The sequence below is a fragment of the Sphingobium mellinum genome (assembly GCF_037860795.1).
GTDB lineage: Bacteria > Pseudomonadota > Alphaproteobacteria > Sphingomonadales > Sphingomonadaceae > Sphingobium > Sphingobium mellinum.
In genome coordinates this window covers 375300-395691 of the sequence record NZ_JBANRK010000001.1, presented here as the reverse complement: position 1 = coordinate 395691, position 20392 = coordinate 375300, and the positions used below count along the sequence as shown (strand labels likewise).

The 20392-nt window shown below is 64.2% G+C and carries 18 protein-coding genes and 1 other RNA gene; 9 read left to right on the top strand and 10 right to left on the bottom strand.

What is annotated here, in order from left to right; genetic code table 11:
• Window positions 1–45 precede the first annotated feature (45 nt).
• The gene (locus tag AAC640_RS01980; protein WP_340264404.1) at window positions 46–2718 is read right to left on the bottom strand and encodes a coiled-coil domain-containing protein; all 2673 of its coding nucleotides are present in this window, start codon (window positions 2716–2718) and stop codon (window positions 46–48) included.
• Window positions 2719–2798: 80 nt separating this feature from the next.
• On the opposite strand from AAC640_RS01980, the gene AAC640_RS01975 reads away from it, so the two are divergent.
• The 4 genes from AAC640_RS01975 to AAC640_RS01960 all read left to right on the top strand — a co-directional run bounded on the left by AAC640_RS01975 (window position 2799) and on the right by AAC640_RS01960 (window position 6870).
• The gene (locus AAC640_RS01975) at window positions 2799–3101 is read left to right on the top strand and encodes an Hpt domain-containing protein (RefSeq protein ID WP_340264403.1); all 303 of its coding nucleotides are present in this window, start codon (window positions 2799–2801) and stop codon (window positions 3099–3101) included.
• 78 nt (window positions 3102–3179) lie between these two features.
• Window positions 3180–4349: a hypothetical protein gene (locus AAC640_RS01970; RefSeq protein WP_340264401.1), complete on the top strand. Its 1170-nt coding sequence runs from the start codon at window positions 3180–3182 to the stop codon at window positions 4347–4349.
• Between the two features lie 44 nt (window positions 4350–4393).
• Window positions 4394–5488, top strand: coding sequence for a DUF2336 domain-containing protein (locus AAC640_RS01965; RefSeq protein ID WP_340264400.1), 1095 nt, complete (start codon window positions 4394–4396; stop codon window positions 5486–5488).
• Window positions 5488–6870 (top strand): sensor histidine kinase, encoded by a 1383-nt coding sequence (locus AAC640_RS01960; protein WP_340264399.1) that lies wholly within the window; start codon window positions 5488–5490, stop codon window positions 6868–6870. The genes AAC640_RS01965 and AAC640_RS01960 overlap by 1 nt, the downstream gene beginning before the upstream one ends.
• A gap of 90 nt (window positions 6871–6960) precedes the next feature.
• On the opposite strand, the gene AAC640_RS01955 is transcribed toward AAC640_RS01960, so the two are convergent.
• Both AAC640_RS01955 and gltX read right to left on the bottom strand, forming a co-directional pair.
• Window positions 6961–8247, bottom strand: a complete 1287-nt coding sequence (locus tag AAC640_RS01955) for a citrate synthase (RefSeq protein WP_340264398.1) — start codon at window positions 8245–8247, stop codon at window positions 6961–6963.
• Window positions 8248–8257: 10 nt separating this feature from the next.
• The gene (gene gltX / locus AAC640_RS01950; protein WP_340264397.1) at window positions 8258–9724 is read right to left on the bottom strand and encodes a glutamate--tRNA ligase; all 1467 of its coding nucleotides are present in this window, start codon (window positions 9722–9724) and stop codon (window positions 8258–8260) included.
• 36 nt (window positions 9725–9760) lie between these two features.
• Between gltX and AAC640_RS01945 the strand changes: the two genes are divergently transcribed.
• Window positions 9761–11905 carry a ComEC/Rec2 family competence protein gene (locus tag AAC640_RS01945; protein WP_340264396.1) on the top strand — a complete coding sequence of 715 codons (2145 nt, stop codon included), beginning with the start codon at window positions 9761–9763 and terminating at the stop codon, window positions 11903–11905.
• On the opposite strand, the gene lexA is transcribed toward AAC640_RS01945, so the two are convergent.
• Entirely contained in the window at window positions 11896–12567 is a 672-nt protein-coding gene (lexA, locus tag AAC640_RS01940) for a transcriptional repressor LexA (RefSeq protein ID WP_340264395.1), read from the bottom strand. The genes AAC640_RS01945 and lexA overlap by 10 nt on opposite strands.
• A 152-nt stretch (window positions 12568–12719) precedes the next feature.
• Between lexA and AAC640_RS01935 the strand changes: the two genes are divergently transcribed.
• The gene (locus AAC640_RS01935) at window positions 12720–12875 is read left to right on the top strand and encodes a hypothetical protein (RefSeq protein ID WP_340264394.1); all 156 of its coding nucleotides are present in this window, start codon (window positions 12720–12722) and stop codon (window positions 12873–12875) included.
• Between the two features lie 45 nt (window positions 12876–12920).
• Here AAC640_RS01935 and AAC640_RS01930 read toward each other — a convergent pair whose 3' ends face one another.
• The 5 genes from AAC640_RS01930 to AAC640_RS01910 all read right to left on the bottom strand — a co-directional run bounded on the left by AAC640_RS01930 (window position 12921) and on the right by AAC640_RS01910 (window position 17022).
• Window positions 12921–14105 (bottom strand): molybdopterin molybdotransferase MoeA, encoded by a 1185-nt coding sequence (locus AAC640_RS01930; RefSeq protein ID WP_340264393.1) that lies wholly within the window; start codon window positions 14103–14105, stop codon window positions 12921–12923.
• Entirely contained in the window at window positions 14102–14572 is a 471-nt protein-coding gene (gene moaC / locus AAC640_RS01925; protein WP_340264392.1) for a cyclic pyranopterin monophosphate synthase MoaC, read from the bottom strand. The genes AAC640_RS01930 and moaC overlap by 4 nt, the downstream gene beginning before the upstream one ends.
• Window positions 14569–15360: an indole-3-glycerol phosphate synthase TrpC gene (gene trpC, locus AAC640_RS01920; protein WP_340264391.1), complete on the bottom strand. Its 792-nt coding sequence runs from the start codon at window positions 15358–15360 to the stop codon at window positions 14569–14571. The genes moaC and trpC overlap by 4 nt, the downstream gene beginning before the upstream one ends.
• Window positions 15357–16349 (bottom strand): anthranilate phosphoribosyltransferase, encoded by a 993-nt coding sequence (gene trpD / locus AAC640_RS01915; RefSeq protein ID WP_340264390.1) that lies wholly within the window; start codon window positions 16347–16349, stop codon window positions 15357–15359. Before trpD ends, trpC begins: the two co-directional genes overlap by 4 nt.
• A gap of 82 nt (window positions 16350–16431) precedes the next feature.
• The gene (locus AAC640_RS01910; RefSeq protein WP_340264389.1) at window positions 16432–17022 is read right to left on the bottom strand and encodes an anthranilate synthase component II; all 591 of its coding nucleotides are present in this window, start codon (window positions 17020–17022) and stop codon (window positions 16432–16434) included.
• A 126-nt stretch (window positions 17023–17148) separates the two neighbouring features.
• Between AAC640_RS01910 and AAC640_RS01905 the strand changes: the two genes are divergently transcribed.
• The 3 genes from AAC640_RS01905 (at window position 17149) to AAC640_RS01895 (ending at window position 19642) form a co-directional block, all read left to right on the top strand.
• Window positions 17149–17661, top strand: a complete 513-nt coding sequence (locus AAC640_RS01905; protein ID WP_340264388.1) for a hemerythrin domain-containing protein — start codon at window positions 17149–17151, stop codon at window positions 17659–17661.
• A 4-nt stretch (window positions 17662–17665) separates the two neighbouring features.
• Window positions 17666–18010: a transfer-messenger RNA gene (ssrA, locus tag AAC640_RS01900) on the top strand.
• A 183-nt stretch (window positions 18011–18193) separates the two neighbouring features.
• A complete protein-coding gene (locus AAC640_RS01895; protein WP_340264387.1) occupies window positions 18194–19642 on the top strand; it encodes a CYTH and CHAD domain-containing protein in 1449 nt (482 codons plus the stop codon).
• Window positions 19643–19677: 35 nt separating this feature from the next.
• On the opposite strand, the gene AAC640_RS01890 is transcribed toward AAC640_RS01895, so the two are convergent.
• Window positions 19678–20325, bottom strand: a complete 648-nt coding sequence (locus AAC640_RS01890; protein ID WP_340264386.1) for a prolyl hydroxylase family protein — start codon at window positions 20323–20325, stop codon at window positions 19678–19680.
• Window positions 20326–20392: the final 67 nt, after the last annotated feature.

The window sequence follows — 20392 nt, the reverse complement described above, 5'->3', positions numbered from 1 at the left end:
TATGCAGCGGTCCTTGCAGCCGTCAAGGATGAGTGGACCCGCATCCTACTGCCTCAGTCGTTCAATCGCCTGCGCCAGCGCCACGTAGAGCTTGCCCATGTCGGACGAGAGGATGGCGACGCCCAGCGCATTACCGTCTCGGGCGGTGAGTATGATCCGCAACATCGATTCGAAATCGTGAATATAGCGGTTCACATGCTCGCGGAATTCCTCGTCATTGTCGTAATGAAGCGCGATTTCCCGCGATTCGCCGGCATCGAGCAGCTTGACCGCCCGACGCGTGAAGACGCCCCGATCGCCCTTCAGATAGGCTGACCAGGCGGAATCGGTGACGTCGTTTGATAGGATCTTGGCGACGTCGATCGCGGTGCTGTTGAGCGATTCGATCAGCAGGGCGGAGCGACGGGCGAAATGGTCGCGGTCGCGATCCTCGGCAGCGCGTTCGGCTTCCTCTATACGGGATTGCACAGTGGCGCTCGTGTCCGCGATCGTCAGCAGTTGACGCGTAAGGCGGTCCGATGCCTGATGTGCGGCCTTGACCGCCTCCTCGGCGACCTTGGCGACCATTTCGATCTGTGCGGTCACCTTGCCGTCGATCGCCCGCTGGAGTGCCTCCTCACTGGCGTCGGCGAGCGACTGCGCGGCCTCGGGAATGGCACGGCCAAGGGCCTGGCGCGCGCGTTCCGCGGCTTGGTCCGCCGTGTCCTTGACCCGCAGCAGCGCCGTGACGAGTAGAGGACCCGCGCCTTCGGTGATGCGTGTGGCGTCCTGATGGGCATTGTCGAGCGCGGTGCGCAGTCGCTCGACAAGTTCGCGATTGGCCTCCACCCCGCTCTGGGTGCTTTCCAGCCATTCGGTCAGGCGGCGCCCCTGGCCGCGCAGCAGCTCCTCGGCCTCCTGCGTACGGCCGACAAGCGCCTCGGAAATCGCCTCCAGCCGCTCCATCTCAGGCGCGGCGCTGTCCAGCAGGACGCGGCTGGTGGAGATCCGTTGATCGAACCGCTGCAGCGCGGCGGGGAAGGTCTCGTCCAGTTCGCGCACGCTGGAATCGAGCGCCACCAACAGGGTTTCGGCGCAGCCTATCAGCTTTTCGGCAGTGATGCCCCCAGCAGCCAGCGCGCCGTCGATCCGCTGCGTCTCCTGGGTCAGGCGCGCCAGCGCGTCCATCAGCCTCCCATTACGGGAAAGGGCTGTTTCTTCCATCGCGGCAAAACGCGACTGCGCGGTCTCGACCGCGTCGTTGAGCGTGGAATGCAGGCTCGACACAAGCGAGCGTTGTCCTTCGACCAGATCGTTGATCTGATGCAGGCGGCTTTCTACTTCGTTCATGTGGTCGGCAATGGCAGAAACGCTTTCATCGCCGATGCTCTCGATATGCGCGCGTGAGCGGGCGACGAGGGCCTCAAGGGCCTCGGCCTGCCGGGACAGCCCGTCCTCGGTGAAAGCCATGCCTTCGCGCGCGTGGGCAAGGGCAGCTTCCGTCCGTTCGCGCAACTGGGCGTCGATCTCTTCGGCATCGCGCGAAAGCGCCGCCAGTGCGCCCTGGCTGGTTGTCGTGATGCCGGCTTGCGCGGTTTCTATCAGGGCATGGAGCGATTCCGCCTGAGCCGTAAGCCCGCGGTCGGCGGCCGCCATGCCATCCTGGGCGCGCTCCACGGCTGCTTCGAGTCTCTGGCGCATGTCGGTCTCGACGCGGTTCAGGTCCTGGGTAAGCAGATCCATCGTCGTCTGAGCGCTGGTCGTGATGCCGGCCCGCGCACGTTCCAGCAGGCTGGCAAGCGTGCCTGCCTGCCGGTCCAGCTCGGCCGCGCTCTCTTCCATCGCCTGACGCGCACTGTGCATTGTGGCGCCGATCCGGCCGGACGCGATGTCGGCCATGCCATTGACTTCCTCCGTCGCGGAACGCGTCGCTTCCTGCAACTGGGTGAGCTGGCTGGACAGGCTCTTGGTGGCCGACAAGGTGCGGGCGCGGGCGTCGTCGGACAGTTCGCCGAGCGCGTGCAGCCGCGCTTCGAGTGTGTCTATTCGCTCCGCCAGGGCGTGACCATTATCCACGATCCGCGCGGCCATGCGCTCGGCGCGATCCTCCAGGTCAGGCATGGAAGCGATCAGCGCATCCATGCGCGCAACCAGCGCATGGCCGGCGCGTTCGGCCGCTTCCGCCTTTTCGGTGGTGGTCTGAGCCCGGCTGGCGATGAGTTCGGCCGATGCTTCCATATTGCTGCTGGCGGCCGCGCCATAGCTGTCGAGCAGTTCAGCCTGATCGTGCATGGACTGGCGCGCGATAGCGAGCTGGTTCGTGATTCGGGCAAGCCGAACGTCCAGCATTTCCGCCTCGGCGCGAAGGGCGCGGGCTGTGTCCAGATAGCGGCGTGATTCCGACCGGCTGGTTCGGGCGAGAAGCAGGTAGCAGACGCCCAGCAAAACGACCGGAACAAGCATCGTAGCGACCAAGCCGGGCCAGGCCGCGGGGCCGGCGCGCCATTGCCCGGCGCTGACGGTCGCCCAAGCGGCAAAGCCCAGCCACAGCGCGGCAGCGGCGGCGAAGGCAAACTGCGTTCGGCGTGCCGCGCGCTCGCCGGATTCGGCGGCCTCGCTCTCAGCTTCCAGATTCTCGACCGCCTGCCTCAACAGCAAGCTGTCATCCGCCTGCGTCCCATCGCTGGTCGCAATGCTCTTGTTTCGCCAGAATTCGACGATGGTGCTGCCCCCGGTCATGCATTTCATCCTATCATCTTTTCGGCGCAACAAAATGCCTTGTTACCAAAACTTAACGCAAGCCCGATAGCGTTGACCCCATGTCCTATGATCCTGGCGCCCTCAATGCCGCTCTCGCCGCCGCCGTTGGCGAGGATATCGCGCTGATCGCTGACCTGCGCGTGGCCTTCATAGAGAGCGCGCAGCGCCATATCGACCTGCTGCAACGGGCGCGGTGTGACGCGAACTGGGAACTGGCGGCCTGGCGGCTGAAGGGGCTGGCGGCAAGCTTCGGGCTCACCAGCCTGATGGCGCTGGCCGACGAGGCGGCCGACAGCGCCCCGGGCGACCCCCGCGTGCTGCGGCAGTTGCGGATGGCGCTCGACCGGCTGCAGAACGGCTGACGTTCAGTCGGCTTGCGCGATCGCGCAAGCCTTGCGACAAGGCGGCACGTCAAAGAACGGGGTCGATTTCGTTACGGCATGACTTTCGCGGCTATTCTCAGCGCCAGCAGGGCAGCTTCGCAGGATTCGGCAGGGTCACTGCGCGCCAGCTTGCACTTTGCAGGCCAGACGCTGGTGGAATATCAGGCGCGGCAGGCGGTGCGGGCAGGGGCCGACAGGATCATGATCCTGGTCAGCGTCATCACCCCCGCGCTCTCGCAGGCGGTTGACCGGCTGAGCGCCGATGGAATAGCTGTCGCGCTCGTGCGCGACATGGTGTCGATGGTGCGCGATGCGCCGCGTGACAGCGACGTGCTGCTCGTCGCCGACGGGGTCATCGTCGGCCAGGATCATTTCAACGCCATGGCCGAGCGCGAGGGCGCTGCCCTGCTGGTCACCGATGACAGCCGCGCCAGTGCATCGCTGGAGCGGATCGACGCGGGGCAACGCTGGGCGGGCCTCGCGCGGGTCACGCCCGACTTGCTGTTCGGGACGCTCGACATGATCGGCGACTGGGACCTGTCGCTGACGCTGGTACGCGCGGCGGTACAGCATGGCGCCAGGCGCGTGACCGTGCCGCAGGATGATCTGATGACCGGTCGTGTGGCGCTGGTCGACGGTCAGCAACAGGCCGATCTGGTGGCGCAGGCCGCAATGTCCGGCGGATCGCGCTCGGCACGCGGTCGCGGCGCGGCAGAATATTATCTGCTGGGTCCCGCAGCACGAATGTTGAGCCCCGGGCTGATGCGCACGCAGGTCCCCGCGACGCAGGTGCGCGTCGCCGCGATGGTGCTGGCGGCGATCGCGCTGGTGCCGATCGAACTCCTTTGGCGAACCGGCGGCTTCGTCCTGCTGCTGATTGCGCTGTTGATGGCAGAAGTCGCCGATCGTCTGGATGAACTGGCGCTGCGATCGCCACCGGCAGGCTGGACCGCTTTCATCATTCCCTTCCTCGCCACAGGGGGCATATCGCTTGCAGGCGGCAGCACGTTGGCGACTTATCTCGCGCTGCTGCTGTCCGTTATCCAGTTGGCGGAGCGTTGGCAGAAGCTGGGGGGCGCTCGTCCATGGATGGTCTTGACGCCGGCGAGCGCGCTGTTGCTACTTTCCCTCACCTCACTGACGGGGACGCTGGCGTTCGGTTACGACTTGGCCATGCTGTTCGCGATCGCGTCGACGGGCGCCGTGATTTTGCTCAAGCGCAGCTGAAAATTTCCGGATCAGGGTTTAGTGCATTTTAAGGACGTGCGGCTATGCTGGCCGGCATGAGCGCCTTTTCGTTCCTTACCGGACCAACAGCGGGTGACTGCTGGCCCATGGCGCAAGTCATGGCGGACATGTCCGCTGTTCCGGTCGGTCATGCCATTGATCTGGCATTTTTCTTTCCTGACGAGGGGCGGGAGCGGAACGATGCGATGATGGCCGAGACGCGGCGGCACCTTGGCGCCTGCGTCACCGGGATCGAGGCGGAGCTGCGAATCAAGCTGGCAATGCAGCCGGAGATCGCCGGCTTGCTGGCACAGCGCCCCCAGCCGCTCTGCTGGCCAACCATATGCGCGCACCCGACGCTGCTTGGTCCGGGGCTGCTTTCCCATATGCAGATGCGGGCGGGTGTGACGCTGATGCTGCGGCAGTTCGGCCAACCTGACGATGGCGCCGACCATGGCGAAGCAGATGCGATCCTGCCAACGGATGATCCGGGCATCACGAAAGCGCTGGCCGCATTGGCCGGGGCCGAAGGGCGCTGGCTGGCGGCGGGCGCCGAGGATGAACCGATGTTGGCGGACTTGCCCGCTGAACATTTCGCCGAGCTGACGTGGACTGTCGCTGCTTGTCTTGCCGCCTTGGTGCAGCGCAGCGCAATGCCCGGGGCCGGCGCCGTCTTGCCGGCTTTCGAGAAGGCCGGCTGGGCGCTACTCGCTCAGCATGATGAAACAGCCAGCCCCATAATAGTTGCGGAGCGACTGGTTCGGCAGCTCGGCGCTGCGGCAGACGCGCCGGAGCTCTTGGGCGCGGCACTTGGGCAGCGACGATTCCTCCTGTTTGCCGCGCTGGCGGGCCACCGCCTGCGTATGGCAGCGTCGCATGTCGCGGACATTCTGGTGATGGGGCCGGTGATGGAACTGGCGGCTCTGTGTCGGTCTCTGGGCGGATCGGACGCCGATTACAGGCATCTGCTGTTGGCATTGCGGCCCGTACGGCCGACTTTGACCGACGCGGCGATTATCGGCGAAGCCGACCGCTACGAGACCCTCAGCCACGCGCAGGCGGATATCACCGTGAATACCCTTCGTGTGCCCAAGGCGTTGCGGGCGAAGCTTGATCACCTGTTGCAGGTCACGCGCTGATGAACATGTCGGCGCATCCCACCATCATCAGGGCGACAGTGGCTGCCAACGGCCTGTTGCTGAGCGCGGATGCGCCGCTGCTGGCCCTTCAGCGGGAGGCGGGTGCGGACCTGGGCGCGGTGCTTGCCATTCCTCAGCTGGCCGCGATGGTCCGCCTTGCCTCGCGTCTGGGGGTGACGGTATCCCGCCCGATCACGGCGGCGGCAGAACGCGGCGACATCGACATGTGGGTGCGTGCCAAGCCGGAGGCCGACGGTGTCCAGCTTTCGGTCATCGAATGGAGCGAGCGGCCGGCGGCAACCACATCGGTCGAGACCATGCGGCGGGATGCGGATATCGCGGCCGTCGCGGAAGGATGGAGCTGGCAGATCGATACGCAGCTTCGTTTCCAGATGGTCTTGGCGGGTTCCGGGCCGCAGAGCGCGTTGCCCGAGCTACGGCCGGCAGCGGGGAGCCGCTTTACCAGCTATTTTGACTTGCGCCCCGACGAGGAGGGAGATCTGGCGATCCTTCGCGGTTTTGCCCAACGGCGCGCATTCCGGGACCAGATTGCGACGCTGGTGGATGATGGGGGGCAGAGGTTTCGTTTATCAGGCTTTCCGCTGTTCGACCTGGCCGGTCAGCTCCTGGGATATCGTGGCAAGGCGTTCCCTATCGACCGGGCTGTTGTTGCGCCGCACGTATCGCCCGCGCCAGCCGTCGTGATCTATCCGGCCGAATTCGGCCGAAGGCTTGATCGGTCGCTGCGCCAGCCGCTGGGCCGGATTATAGCAAATGCTGATTCTATCGGCGCACAGTTGAACGGTCCGCTGCGCCAGGATTATGTGGGCTATGCTGCCGATATAGCGGCTGCCGGGCGGCACCTCATGGCGCTGATCGACGATCTTGCGGACTTGCAGGCGATCGATCGGCTGGATTTCACCGTTGCGACCGAAGATGTCGATCTGGCTGATATAGGGCGGCGCGCAGCGGGACTATTCATAGTCAAGGCGTCAGAGCGCAAGATCCGTCTCGCGCCCCCGGTGGCGGGCGTGACAGCCGTAGCGACTGGTGAATTTCGTCGCGCGCTGCAGATCCTCATGAACCTGGTCGGCAATGCGGTTCGCTATGCCCCCGAGGGGACGGAAGTCCGGATCGAAACGGGGCACGATGATGGCCACACCTGGATAGCGGTCATGGACGAAGGGGCAGGGGTGCCCGAAGACAGCCGCGAACGCATCTTCCACAAATTCGAGCGACTTGGTCGCAGCGACCCGGGGGGCAGCGGCCTGGGTCTTTATATATCCCGCCGTCTTGCATTGGCGATGGGCGGAGACATAAGGGTCGACGACGCGCCCGGCGGCGGAGCGCGTTTCACCTTGTCCCTCCCCAACGGGTGCTGAGCACAAGCTGCGGGGCAGGAACGGCGGATCGTTCGATCAGGGCAAGAAAAAAACGGCGCCCTTGCCAGGCGCCGTTTGCAATGGGTGTCGTCAGCGCCTGTCTAGCGACACATAGTCGCGTTGTGTCGGGCCGGTGTAGAGCTGGCGCGGACGGCCAATTTTCTGCGCAGGGTCCGAGATCATTTCGTTCCACTGCGCGACCCAGCCCACGGTACGGGCGAGGGCGAAGAGCACGGTGAACATTTCGGTCGGGAAGCCGATGGCCGACAGGATCACGCCCGAGTAGAAGTCAACATTCGGGTACAGCTTCTTTTCGATGAAGTAAGGATCGTTGAGCGCGATCTGCTCCAGTTCCTTGGCGACGTCGAAGACGGGATCGTCGACCCCGAGCTTTTCGAGCACGTCCTTCGCCGTTTTCTGCATCACCGTCGCGCGCGGGTCGTAATTCTTGTAAACGCGATGGCCAAAGCCCATCAGGCGGAACGGATCGTCCTTGTTCTTGGCGCGGGCGATATATTCCGGAATGCGATCGACGGTGCCGATCTCGCGCAGCATGTTGAGCGCGGCTTCGTTCGCGCCGCCATGAGCGGGGCCCCAGAGGCACGCGATACCCGCGGCGATGCAGGCGAAAGGATTGGCGCCCGAGGACCCCGCCAAACGCACGGTCGACGTAGAGGCATTCTGTTCATGGTCGGCGTGGAGGGTGAAAATCTTGTCCATCGCGTCGACGATCACCGGATCCAGCACATATTCCTCGGCGGGAACGGAGAAGGTCATGTTGAGGAAATTGGCGGTGTAGCTAAGGTCGTTGCGCGGATAGACGAAGGGCTGGCCGACCGAATATTTGTAAGCCATCGCTGCAATCGTCGGCATCTTGGCGATCAGGCGGTGGCTGGCGATCTTGCGCTGCTGCGGATCGTTGATGTCAGTCGAGTCATGATAGAAGGCCGACAGCGCACCAACCACGCCACACATGATCGCCATCGGGTGAGCATCCCGGCGGAAACCGCGATAGAAGGTGGTGAGTTGCTCATGCACCATGGTGTGGCGCGTGATCGTGCGCGTGAAGTCTTCCAGTTCCTTCTTCGAAGGCAGCTCGCCATTCAGCAGCAGGTAGCTGACTTCCATGAAGCTCGACTGTTCGGCCAGCTGGTCGATCGGATAGCCGCGATGCAGAAGGATACCGGCGTCGCCGTCGATATAGGTCAGACCAGAATCGCAGCTGGCGGTGGAGGTGAAGCCCGGATCATAAGTGAACATGCCGGTGTTCGCGTAGAGTTTGCGGACGTCGATAACCTTCGGACCGACCGTGCCACTCAGGATGCCATAATCCTTCGTTTCGCCTGCGACCGTCAAAGTGGCATTATTGTCCGACATCATGTTCTCCTCAATTGCCACGGTCGACCGATGCGTGCGCCACATCGGCCAGCCGTTTCAAGCTCTCGGCCTTTCCCAGAAGGAAAAGGACGTCAAAAATACCCGGCGAAACCGTGCGCCCGGTCAACGCCGCGCGCAAAGGTTGCGCAACCTTTCCAAGGCCAAGGCCAGCTTCCTCTGCCACGCGTCGGATGGCCTCCTCGATCGCTTCGGTCGTCCAGGTCGGGACGGACACAAGAGCGTCGGCTGTATTGCCCAGCAGCTCGCGCGCCGAGTCGTCTAGCAGAGCACTGGCCTTTTCGTCAAAATCGAGGGGGCAACTTTTGAACAGAAACGCGGCGCCCTCGGCAATTTCGTTAAGCGTCTTGGCGCGAGGCTTGAGCGAAGCCATCGCCCGGGTCAGCAACTCCTCGGCATCTTCCCGCAGGGACGCGCCGCCGATCTGCGCGGCGACCTGTGGTGCAACCAGGGCGGCCAGTCGCGCATCGTCCGCCTCGCGAAGATAATGTGCGTTCAGACTTTCGAGCTTCTTGATGTCGAAGCGCGAGGGCGAACGCCCGACTCCGGCAATGTCGAACAGTTCGATCGCCTGATCGCGCGAGATGATCTCCTCGTCGCCATGGCCCCAGCCCAGGCGCAGCAGATAGTTCAGTACCGCCTCGGGCAGCATCCCCATTTCATCGCGATAAGCGTCGACACCCAGCGCGCCGTGGCGTTTAGACAGCTTCGCGCCGTCAGAGCCATGGATTAGGGGAATGTGGGCGTAGATCGGCTCTTCCCAGCCCATCGCATTGATGATGCCCAACTGCCGGAAAGCATTGTTGAGATGATCGTCGCCCCGGATGACATGAGTGACCCCCATGTCGTGGTCGTCGACAACGACCGCCAGCATATAGGTTGGGGTGCCATCGGACCGAAGCAGGACCATGTCGTCCAGCTCGGCATTCTGGACGACCACGCGTCCCTGCACCGCATCCTCGATCACGGTCTCGCCTTCCCGCGGAGCCTTCAGGCGGATAACGAAGGGCGCACCTTGGGGCGCTTCGGAAGGGTCACGGTCCCGCCAGCGGCCGTCATAGCGCGTCGGCTGTTTGGCAGCGCGCTGCTCCTCGCGCAGCGCGGTCAATTCCTCCGGCGTGGCATAACAGCGATAGGCATGTCCCTGCGCCAGCAACTGGTCGGCGACTTCGGCGTGGCGCAGCGACCGTTCGAACTGGAAGACGGGCGGCTCATCGCCGGCAAGACCTAGCCAATCGAGGCCGTCGAAAATGGCGGCGACGGCTTCTTCGGTCGACCGGGCGCGGTCGGTGTCTTCGATACGTAGCAGGAACCTTCCGCCATGATGGCGGGCGAAGAGCCAGTTGAAAAGCGCGGTGCGCGCGCCGCCGATATGAAGAAAACCGGTGGGCGACGGCGCAAAACGGGTTACTACCTGCCTGTCTGCACCCGCTTCATTCACCGCTTCATTCCCTGCCATTCGCATTGCCCATCCATGAACGCGACGCCCCCTAGCATGGCTTTCGAGCCACGACAAACCTCCGTTGGCGGGAATATCCAACGGTGGGCGACCGGGCTTTTTGCAGCGATCGAACGGGGGTTGGAAGGGGAGAGGCAGCAGCTGCCGCTCTGGGTTCCGGTGCAGTTGGGCTGCGGAATCGCTGCGTGGTTTATCTTGCCTAACCAATTGCAATGGCTGGCGTTCTGCTGCGGGGCAATGGCGGTGGCGAGTGCCGCCCTGCTTCTGCCCGCAGGCGGACGATTGCGCCGGGCGATTATGATGAGCGGTCTTCTGGCTTGCGCTGGGTGCCTTCTCATCTGGAGCAAGGCAATAATCTGGGGCCAGCCGCCGCTGCCGCGCGCACTGTTCACAGAGGTCACAGGTGAGGTTGAGAGCGTGAGTCCCGTCCCCGCACAAGCCATGAGTCGCGTACTGGTCCGGCCGCTCGGGGCGCCCAATCTGCCCGCACGCATAAGGGTGAACATCGCAGCGCAGGATATGCCAGCGCGATTGGGGGAAGGCGCGGTGGTCCATTTTCGCTCGCGCCTGATGCCGCCGGCCGCAGCGGAACTGCCCGGCGCTTATGATTTCGCTCGGCGGGCCTATTTCCAGGGCATTGGCGCTACCGGTAAGGCGCTGAAGCCAATCGAGGTGCTGCACCCTTCGACAAGCGCGCCGCCGCTGCGTGGACGATTGTTCGCCCATATCCTGGCGCGGGTCGAGGGCGGCGGCGCCGGTATTGCTGCTGCCTTGGCTACCGGGGACCAGGGAGGCATTTCCGAAGCCGATGCCGAAGCCATGCGTCGCAGCGGCCTGGCGCATCTCCTGTCCATCAGCGGCCTGCATGTGACGGCGTTGATCGGAGCGGTCATCTTTCTGTTGATGCGCATCATGGCGCTCAGCCGTCGGGCTGCTCTCGACTGGCCCTTGATGTTGATCGCCGCGGCAGGCGGCGCCCTGGCGGGCATCGGCTATACATTGTTGACCGGCGCGGAGGTGCCCACCGTGCGGTCATGCGTGGCGGCGCTGCTGGTGCTGGGCGGGCTGGCGTTGGGGCGCGACGCCATTACGCTCAGGCTGGTCGCAGCAGGCGCGATGGTCGTGCTGCTGTTGTGGCCCGAAGCGCTGGTCGGCCCGAGTTTCCAGATGAGCTTCGCGGCCGTGGTGGCGATCGTGGCGCTGGGCGAGCACCCTCGCGTTCGCGCCTTTGCGGCGGCCCGGGACGAGGCGATGCCCCGCCGTCTGGCCAGACTGCTGGCGCACATGCTGCTGACGGGCTTTGTCGTGGAAATGGTGTTGGCGCCGATCGCGCTGTTTCATTTTCACAGGGCTGGCATGCTGGGTGCATTCGCCAATCTGATCGCCATTCCACTCACTACCTTCGTCGTTATGCCACTGGAGGCCGCCGCGTTGCTGCTCGATGCCGCAGGGTGGGGCGCGCCCTTCTGGTGGTTGACGGGGCGCGCGCTCGACCTGCTGCTGTGGATCGCACATGCGGTGGCCGCGAGCCCTTTCGCGGCGATGCGCGCACCGACAATGACTGGCGCGATCTTCGGTCTGATGGTCAGTGGCGGCTTATGGTGCCTCCTGTGGCGCAGCGAATGGCGGTGGATTGGTTTGGTTCCGATCATCGCGGGTGGCGCCGTGACGGCGACCGCTTCGCCTCCGGACATATTGGTCACGTCGGATGGGCGCCATGTGGCCGTGCGGACGTCAGGCGGCGGGATGGCGCTGTTGCGGGCGAGGGCGGGGGACTATATGCGCGACATGATAAGCGAGAGCGCGGGCCACGATGGAGCGCTGGATGCTTTGGAAAATCTTCCCGAAGCGCGGTGTTCGGTCGATCTGTGCGCGGTGCGCCTGCGGGTGGACGGGCGCGACTGGCGCTTGTTGGCGACGCGGACCGATGTGCTGGTGCGAAGGGAAATATTCGCGCGCGATTGTGCGGCTGCAGATATCGTCGTTGCCGACCGCCGGTTACCAGTCTGGTGCCGTCCACGCTGGCTAAAGGCGGACCGGTCAATGTTGGCAAGGACCGGGGGGCTCGCCATTGATCTTGATCACATGAAAGTGCGCACCAGCCAGCTTCCCGGCGATGCACATCCCTGGATCAACCGTCTGATTCCCCGGTCCGGCCGTCGTCGCGCCGATCAGTTGTAACGGCGCAGCAATCCAGCCAGCTTCCCCTGAATGCGGACCTGGCGCGGGTCGTAGACCTGCGGTTCGTAAGCGCTGTTCGCGGGGTCGAGCCGCACCTTGGGCCCTTCGCGGCGGAAATATTTGAGCGTCGCTTCATTCTCGTTGATGAGGGCGACAACAATCTGACCCTCACGCGCGACATCCGTGCGCTGGATCAATGCGAAGTCGCCGTCCAATATCCCGGCCTCCATCATCGAATCGCCGGATACTTCCAGCGCATAATGGTCGCCCGCACCGAGCAACGCGGCCGGGACGGAGAGCATATTCTGCCCTTCCATCGCCTCGATCGGAACACCCGCCGCTATCCGGCCATGGAGCGGGATATCGACCACGTCGTTCGCAGCTATCGGCGGTTTGGCGGCTAACTGAGGCCTCGGCGGCGCGACGACCTTCGGTGCGCGGTGCATGGCGTCAGGAAGCTTGAGCACTTCGAGCGCACGCGCGCGGTTGGGAAGGCGACGGATGAAGCCCCGTTCTTCCAACGCACTTATCAGCCGGTGAATGCCGGATTTGGAGCGAAGGTCGAGCGCTTCCTTCATCTCCTCGAAAGAAGGCGAAACGCCGGCTTCCTCCAGACGGTTTTGAATGAAGCTGAGCAATTCCTGTTGCTTGGGCGTCAGCATGCCTGCTTGTCCTCCATGGAACGGATGGAGAACGCATAGGAAACGGAAAGAGCCAAGTCAAGCGACTAACCGTTGGCCGTAACGAACGGAACGGAGCCGGGCGCCAGTCGTTTAAAGCCGGCCTTCTCCAAGAGGGCGAAAAGGAGAGTGACATGGCTAATCAAAACAATCAGGGCGATAATCAGCGCCGCCAGCAGGGTGGCGATCGTTCCAGTCAGGGCGGACGTCAGCAGCAGCAGGAAGATCGTCAGGGTCAGATGGGCGAACGCCACAAGGACAAGGGCGGCCAGGACAAGCAGCAGCGCTAGTCATAGCGGTTGAAATGAAGGAGGGGCCGCCACGCGGCCCCTTTTTCATGCGCTGATGGGCAGGATGACGACCTGTTCGCCGGATTCGGCAGGAGGCGAGCCAGCGGGACGGAGAATGAGGCTGTCGGCGCGGGCCAGGGCGGCGGTTGCGGCGCTGTCCTGGGAGGTTACGCTGATCATGCCTGATGGGGTATGGAAAGCCCGCAGATAATCATCGCGATCGCCGGTCGCGGGCAGGGGCGCGGCGAGCGGCGCCGTAGCTCTGCGAGGCATTGGGTCGAGCGCGCCAGCGAGATAGCGCACCAAAGGGAGCAGGAACAGGTTCGCGGTCACAAAGGCGGATACCGGATTGCCCGGAAGTCCAAGGAAGATCGCGCCGCCGAGCGTGCCGGCCATCAGCGGCTTGCCGGGCCGCATGCGGATCTTCCAGAAATCGAGCGTGCCGCCAGCCTGGGTGAAGGCGGGGCGCACCAAGTCGTGATCGCCCACCGAGGCGCCGCCGGTAGAGACGATGATATGGGCGGCGGCCGCTTTTTCAAACGCTGCGGTCATGACATCGAGATCGTCGGGCACGATGCCAAGGTCGACGACATCGCAGGGGAGGCTGGCCAGCAATGCTGCCAGCATCGGAGCGTTGGAGCAGGGGAGGGCACCCGGCGGCGTCGGCGCGCCGGGGGGCACCAGTTCGTCCCCGGTCGATAGCAGGGCGATGCGTGGGCGGCCGCCGACCGACAGGGCGCCGTGACCGCCGAGTACCGCAAGGGCGATTTGCGCCGCGCCCAACCAAGTCCCCTTGGCCAGCAGTTCATCACCGGAACGGAAATCGGAAGCGGCGGGGCGGACGTTGCGGCCCGGGGAGGGGGCCTTTCCGATTGGATGAAGGAGATCGCCCTCCAGCCTGGCATCTTCCTGGATCAGAACGGTGTCGGCGCCCTGCGGCAAAGGCGCACCAGTGAAGATGCGGCAGCTTTCGCCGGGTGAAAGAGCTGGAGGCACAGCCGCACCCGCCTTGCTTTCGCCGGTGACACGCCAGGGTCCCGGCCATTGGGCGACACGGATCGCATAGCCGTCCATCGCCGAGAGATCGTGCCAAGGCTGGTCACGCAGGGCGGGAAGGTCACTGGCGAGCCACCGGCGGGCGCAGGCAGAAACGGGTAGTTGCTCGCGGGGGAGCGGGGTCGCCAGTGCCAGCAGACGGGCCTGCGCCTCCGCTACGGCAAGCAGGCTCATGCCGCGCGCCAGTCGCCCGACTTGCCGCCGGTCTTCGCGAGCAGGCGCACGTCGCTGATCACCATGCCCTTGTCGAGCGCCTTCGCCATGTCATAGACGGTGAGCAACGCGACGGTCGCTGCGGTTAGCGCCTCCATTTCCACGCCTGTCTGGCCAGCGGTGCGAGCGGCGGCCGTCACGGCGACGCCATCGCCAGCCAGATCGAAGTCGATCGCGACCGATGTCAATGCGATGGGGTGGCACAGCGGAATGAGATCGGCTGTCCGCTTGGCGGCCATGATTCCTGCGACCCGCGCGACGGCCAGCACGTCGCCTTTCTTGACCAGTCCTTGCGCGATCGCGTGCGCGGCGTCCGCGCTCATCCTGATATGACCGGAAGCGACGGCTTCGCGCGCGGTAACCGCCTTGGCCGAGATATCGACCATGTGGGCCGAGCCGTCCTCGCCCAGATGGGTGAGCTTGCTCATGTCCCGGTCAGCAGCGCGCGGGTTGCCGCCTCAACATCGGCCTGGCGCATCAGGCTTTCGCCGACCAGGAAGCAGCGAACGCCGTGGTCGGCCATGGCGGTGAGGTCGGCATGGCTGCCGAGGCCGCTTTCGGCAACGAAGGTGCAGCCTTCGGGCGCCTGGCCTACCAGTTCATAGGTGCGGGCGAAATCGACGCTGAAATCGCGCAGGTCGCGGTTGTTCACCCCGATAAGGCGCGAGCGCAGCTTCATCGCGCGTTCCAGTTCATGGGCATCATGCACTTCGACAAGGGCGTCCATGCCAAGGCCTAGCGCCGCATCTTCTATCTCCGCCATCTGGGCATCATCCAGCGCGGCGGCGATGATGAGGATGGCGTCCGCGCCCAGCGCGCGGCTTTCCAGCACCTGCCAGGGATCGACGATGAATTCCTTGCGGAGCACCGGCAGGGCGCAGGCCGCTCGGGCAGCTACAAGATAGTCGTCATGGCCCTGAAAATAGGGTTCGTCGGTAAGGACGGAAAGACAGGCAGCGCCAGCGGCTTCATAGGCTCGAGCATGGGCCGGCGGATCGAAATCCGGGCGGATCAAGCCCTTGGAAGGACTCGCCTTCTTGATTTCGGCGATCAGGCCGAAGTCGTCGCGGGCCGCCTTGTCGAGCGCCTTGCGAAAGCCGCGCGGCGGCGTCTGTTCGGCGGCGCGGTCGTGCAGGGCTGAAATCGTGGTCGCGGCCTTGCGACGGGCCACTTCCCCACGTTTCGTATCACAGATTTCGATGAGCCTGTTCGTCATGTATAGGCAATCCAGCAATTGAGCAGGGCGTTGGCAATCCCGCGATCAAGGGTTTCGGCAGCCTCCTCGACTCCTTCCCGCAGATTGCCGACCGCGTCGGCAACGAGCAGGGCGGCGGCGGCATTCAGCAGCACCGCATCGCGATAAGGCCCTTCTTTGCCCTGAAGCAGTGCACGCAGCGCCGTGGCATTGTAGGCGGGATCGCCGCCACGAATAGCCTCTGCAGGATGGGTTGGAAGGCCTGCGTCAGCAGGGGTCAGGCGGCGCATGGCGATGACGCCCTTGCCTGTCACTTCCGCCACGTCGTTGCCGCCCGCGAGGGACAGTTCGTCCAGCCCTTCGTCCCCAGAGACGATCATTGCCCGGTCGACGCCGAGGTCGGCGAGCGCTTCGGCATAGATGGGTACATAGGCCGGTCGAGCGATGCCGACCAGTTGTCGGCGCACCCCGGCCGGATTGGCCAGTGGCCCCATGAGATTGAAGATCGTCCGCTGCCCGATGGCCTTGCGGATCGGGCCAAAACGCTTGAGCGCGGGATGGTACTTCTGCGCGAAGAGGAAACAGATGCCGAGGTCGGCGAGCGTCGCTTCAGCGGTATCGGTGGCGCGGTCCAGGTCGAGACCGAGTGCTTCGAGCGTGTCGGCCGCGCCCGCCTTGGAGGAAGCGGCGCGATTGCCATGCTTGGCGACCGGAACCCCTGCGGCCGCGACGACAAGGCTGACAGCCGTGGAGACGTTGAGCGTATGATGTCCATCGCCGCCGGTCCCGCACACGTCGATGGCACCGGGGGGTGCGCTGACAGGGATCATCCGGGCGCGCATGGCGCGCGCTGCGGCAGCGATCTCGACGGCGGTTTCACCACGCTGCGCCATGGCGACGAGGAAGGCGGCCATGTCCGCGTCCGACAGGTCGCCGTCGAACAGCAGGTCGAATGCGCAAGCGGCCTCTGATGCGCTCAACGGCGTGGAGGGATCGGGCAGGCGGGTCATCGCTGGTGCCTTAAGCGCAGGCATGGCGCGGAGTCGAGAATAATGGTGAAGCGCGCGTTGCTGGTCCCGCGCCGACCCGCGATCAGTCAGGCGCGCGCTCCGTAACAGGGAGTCCCGCGATCCGCATGAAATTGGCCAGCATTTCATGCCCATGTTCGGTCGCGATGCTTTCGGGGTGGAACTGCACCGAATGGATCGGCAGGCTCTTGTGGTGGAAGCCCATGACCGACCCATCCTCGCTTGCGGCGTTGACGGCGAGGCTGTCCGGAATTTCCTCGACGATCAGCGAGTGATAGCGCGTCGCGATAAACGGCGAGGGGAGCCCGACGAACAGGCCGGTGCCGTCATGGCTGACAGGCGAGGTCTTGCCGTGCATCAGTCCGCCGCGCACGACGTTGCCACCGAAATGTTGGCCGATCGCCTGATGACCGAGGCACACGCCAAGCAGCGGCGCGCCCGCATCGGCACAGGCGGCGACGAGGTCGAGGCTGACGCCGGCTTCGTTGGGCGTGCAAGGACCCGGTGAAAGCAGGAAGGCGCTCGCCCCGGTCGAGAGGGCCTGGCCAGCCGAAATGGCGTCGTTGCGGACAACCTCCACCTCTGCCCCCAGCTCCATCAGATAGTGGACGAGGTTCCAGGTGAAGCTGTCGTAATTGTCGATGACGAGGATCATGGGGTTGTCGCTATAGACCGTGGGGCGCTCGCGGCCAAGCCTTCGCGCGGAAGAATGAGGGCATGGCGGAACAGAAGCCGATCTCGACCGCTTCTGGACGACATTCGTTCGTGAGGAGGACAGTCAATGGCCAAGGCCGAGTTCAATAATGCGATCGCCTTGTTGAAGGCGGATCACCGCAAGGTCGAGGAATTGTTCGAACAATTCGAAAAGGCGAAGGGGGACAGCCGCAAGGAAAAGATTGCGCATGAAATCTGCATGGAGCTGAAGATCCACACGACGATCGAGGAGGAGATTTTCTATCCCGCTTTTCGTGGCAAGATAAAGGATGACACGCTGGACGAGGCCTATGTCGAACATGATGGCGCCAAGGTGCTGGTCAACGACATCGAGGCTGGATCGGCTGCGGACGACTTCTACGATGCGAAGGTCACGGTGCTGTCCGAAGAGATCAAGCACCATGTGAAGGAAGAGGAGCGGCAGTCCGACGGCATGTTCGCGCAATGCCGCAAGACCGATGTCGATCTGGTGGAATTGCGCGACCGCATGCTTGCCCGCAAGCAGGAACTGCTCGCCCAGGCCAAGGCGGGCGGATTGCCGGCGGCAAAGCCCAACGCCGTCAATCTGATGCCCGCCTGAGGAGTCAGTTGAAAAAGCCGACGCATTATCCCATATGCGTCGGTGCCGGGTTCGCCCGGCTATGGTGATAAATCGTGTCGTGCAATAGGCGCAGCGGACCCGGGGGCAGTACCCGGCGGCTCCACCATTTACCCCGTTGCGACGAGGTGATTGACGGGGCCGAACTAGGATCGACGTGTGTTGAAAAGCGATATCTTCACCCGGCCTGAGTAAGCCGTAAAAAGGTTCAAAACCTACAAGTGCCAACGATAACGAGGCTCTTGCTCTTGCTGCGTAATTGATGGCCTCACGGCCTGACATTACTCAAAAAGAACGCGGTTGAACCCACCGGGCAACAGAAGGGAATTCAGCGGCTTCCGGAGGAGCCGGGCAACAGAATCCTCCGGACTCCCTTCAAATTGCGTCGATGACCATGCGGTGTCGCGCGAATCCCGGTGGCTTCGGTCGTTCCATTTCCCACCGCGCTTCGTCGCGTGAGCCATCCGTGCTAAAGGCTGCCTCCGCAAACCCTGATGCAAAGGTGGAAGCCGCCGTGACACAGGAAGTCGAATTGAAGCTGGAGCTGGCCCACGAGGCAGTGGATAGCTTCCTCCAGTCCGCCATCCTGCCCGCTGAGAGCGAACAGGCCGACCTGCGGTCCATCTATTTCGACACGCCCGACCGACAGTTGCATGCCGAGGGGTTGAGCCTTCGTATCCGTCAGTCAGGCACAGAGCGGGTCCAGACGGTAAAGGCGGACGAGGGGGATGGCGGCGGCGGCCTTTTCGCACGCGCCGAATGGGAAATGAAGGTATCCGATGATGTTCCGGTGATCGATACGCGAACACCGGTCGCCGCGCTGTTGGGCGAGGAGGTGCACACGATCGAACCCGCCTTTGCCGTTGAGGTGGGACGGCGCAGCTGGCTGCTCAGCGAAGGAAGCGACCGGATCGAGATGGCGCTGGACCAGGGGATGGTGCGGGCGGGTGAGCGGCAGGCGCCGATCTGCGAGATCGAACTGGAGCGTAAGGCCGGCGAAGCAGCGGCATTGTTCCGGATCGCCCGCGACATCGACGCGCAGGTGCCGGTGCGGCTGGGCGTCATCGCGAAGTCGGAACGGGGCTATCAACTGCTGGAGGCAGTGCGCCATGCGTTCAAGGCTGAGCCGGTGCGACTGACGCCGGGCATGCGTACGGACGCCGCCTTCCAGACGATCGCGCGCGCCTGCCTGCGCCACTATCGGCTGAACGAGGCGTTGCTGCTTGAGCAATATGATCCGCTGGCGTTGCATCAGGCGCGGGTTGCGGTGCGGCGGCTACGTTCGGCCTTCACCATCTTCAAGCCGATCCTTGCGGAAGCTGACCGGACACGCTTCCAGGAGGAACTGCGCTGGCTGGCGGGGATGCTGGGAGAGGCGCGCGATCTCGACGTGCTGGCGGAGCAGACGAGCGCGGGAGACTTGCGCGACGGTATCGAGGCGGTGCAGCCCGAAGTGCATGCGAGGGTGATAGAGGCGTTGCATTCGCATCGTGTGCGAGGGTTGCTGCTTGATCTGCTGGAGTGGCTGACACTTGGGGCTGGTCAGGTGGACGGCGAGACACAAGAGCTTCGCAAGGAGGAGGCACAGCGCTTCGCCGCTCGCCGGCTCGCGCATTTGCGCCGGAAGGTCGTGAAGGACGGTCGCGGGATGAAGAGGCTGAACGACGCGGCCCGTCACGAGGTGCGCAAGGATGCCAAGAAGCTGCGTTACGCATCAGAATTCTTTGCGGGCCTGTTCCCGCAGAAAAGCCAGCATCGGCGCCACGCCAGATTCATCACGGCGCTCGAGGGTCTACAGGATGATCTGGGCGCGCTCAATGATCTGGTTAGCATGCCCCGCATATTGGCGCAGTATGGCTTGATCGACAGGGCGGAAGGCAGCGCCAAGCGCAGGAAGCGGCTGATAGCGGCTGCGGCCGATGCGCATGGTGAGCTGGCCGATGCGCAGCGCTTCTGGCGTTGAGGTCAGCTAACGGGCAAAGCGCCGACAGTGGCTGTCTAGCCCCAGGGCTTTTCGCGATACCATTTTGTGATGATATATTTGACGCCACTGCGCACCTTCATGCCGTGATGCAGGCTAGCGCCATTGTAACGGCCGGGACTGAGCCGGTTGTTCCAAGCGAGCAGCTTGCCGGTTTCGGGCTGCACCGTCTTGCCGATCTTGACGAAACGGGTGGCGCCTCCGGCTGCAGGCTGGTTGAGATAGACCATCAACGTCCAGGTGCGGTTGCCCGCCACCGAGCAATAACGCAAGAAATCCGCGCCGTCGGGTTCGAAATAGTCGGTATGCGCCTTGAATTCCTGGCCGACGGCGTAGCGCTGGCCCTGGATCGGCTCGCCATGGGCAGGATCGATGCCGGCGAAGGCGGCGAGCCGGGCATCGATCGCCGCGACGAACGGATCGGTGCTGGAGAGGTCGCAGGTCTCGCTGGTGCGGAATGCCTGGTCACCGGTGGCGTCGGCAATGGTGGAGGGGCGGCGGTTCGCCTCGATCCGTTCGATGAGGCCCGCGCATTCCTCAACAGTCAGGAAAGCGCGCTGGATGAAGAGGGTGAGGTCCGTACCTGGTACCCGCTGCACGCGGGGGTGGGTGGCGATCCAGGCGGAATCGGCATCGGGCGCTTGAGGTGCGGGGTTTTGGGACATAAGAAGGTTCGGCAGGCCAGGCCGCGTATGGCGGCGGATGCCTCACTAGCTATCGCCCGGCGCTGGA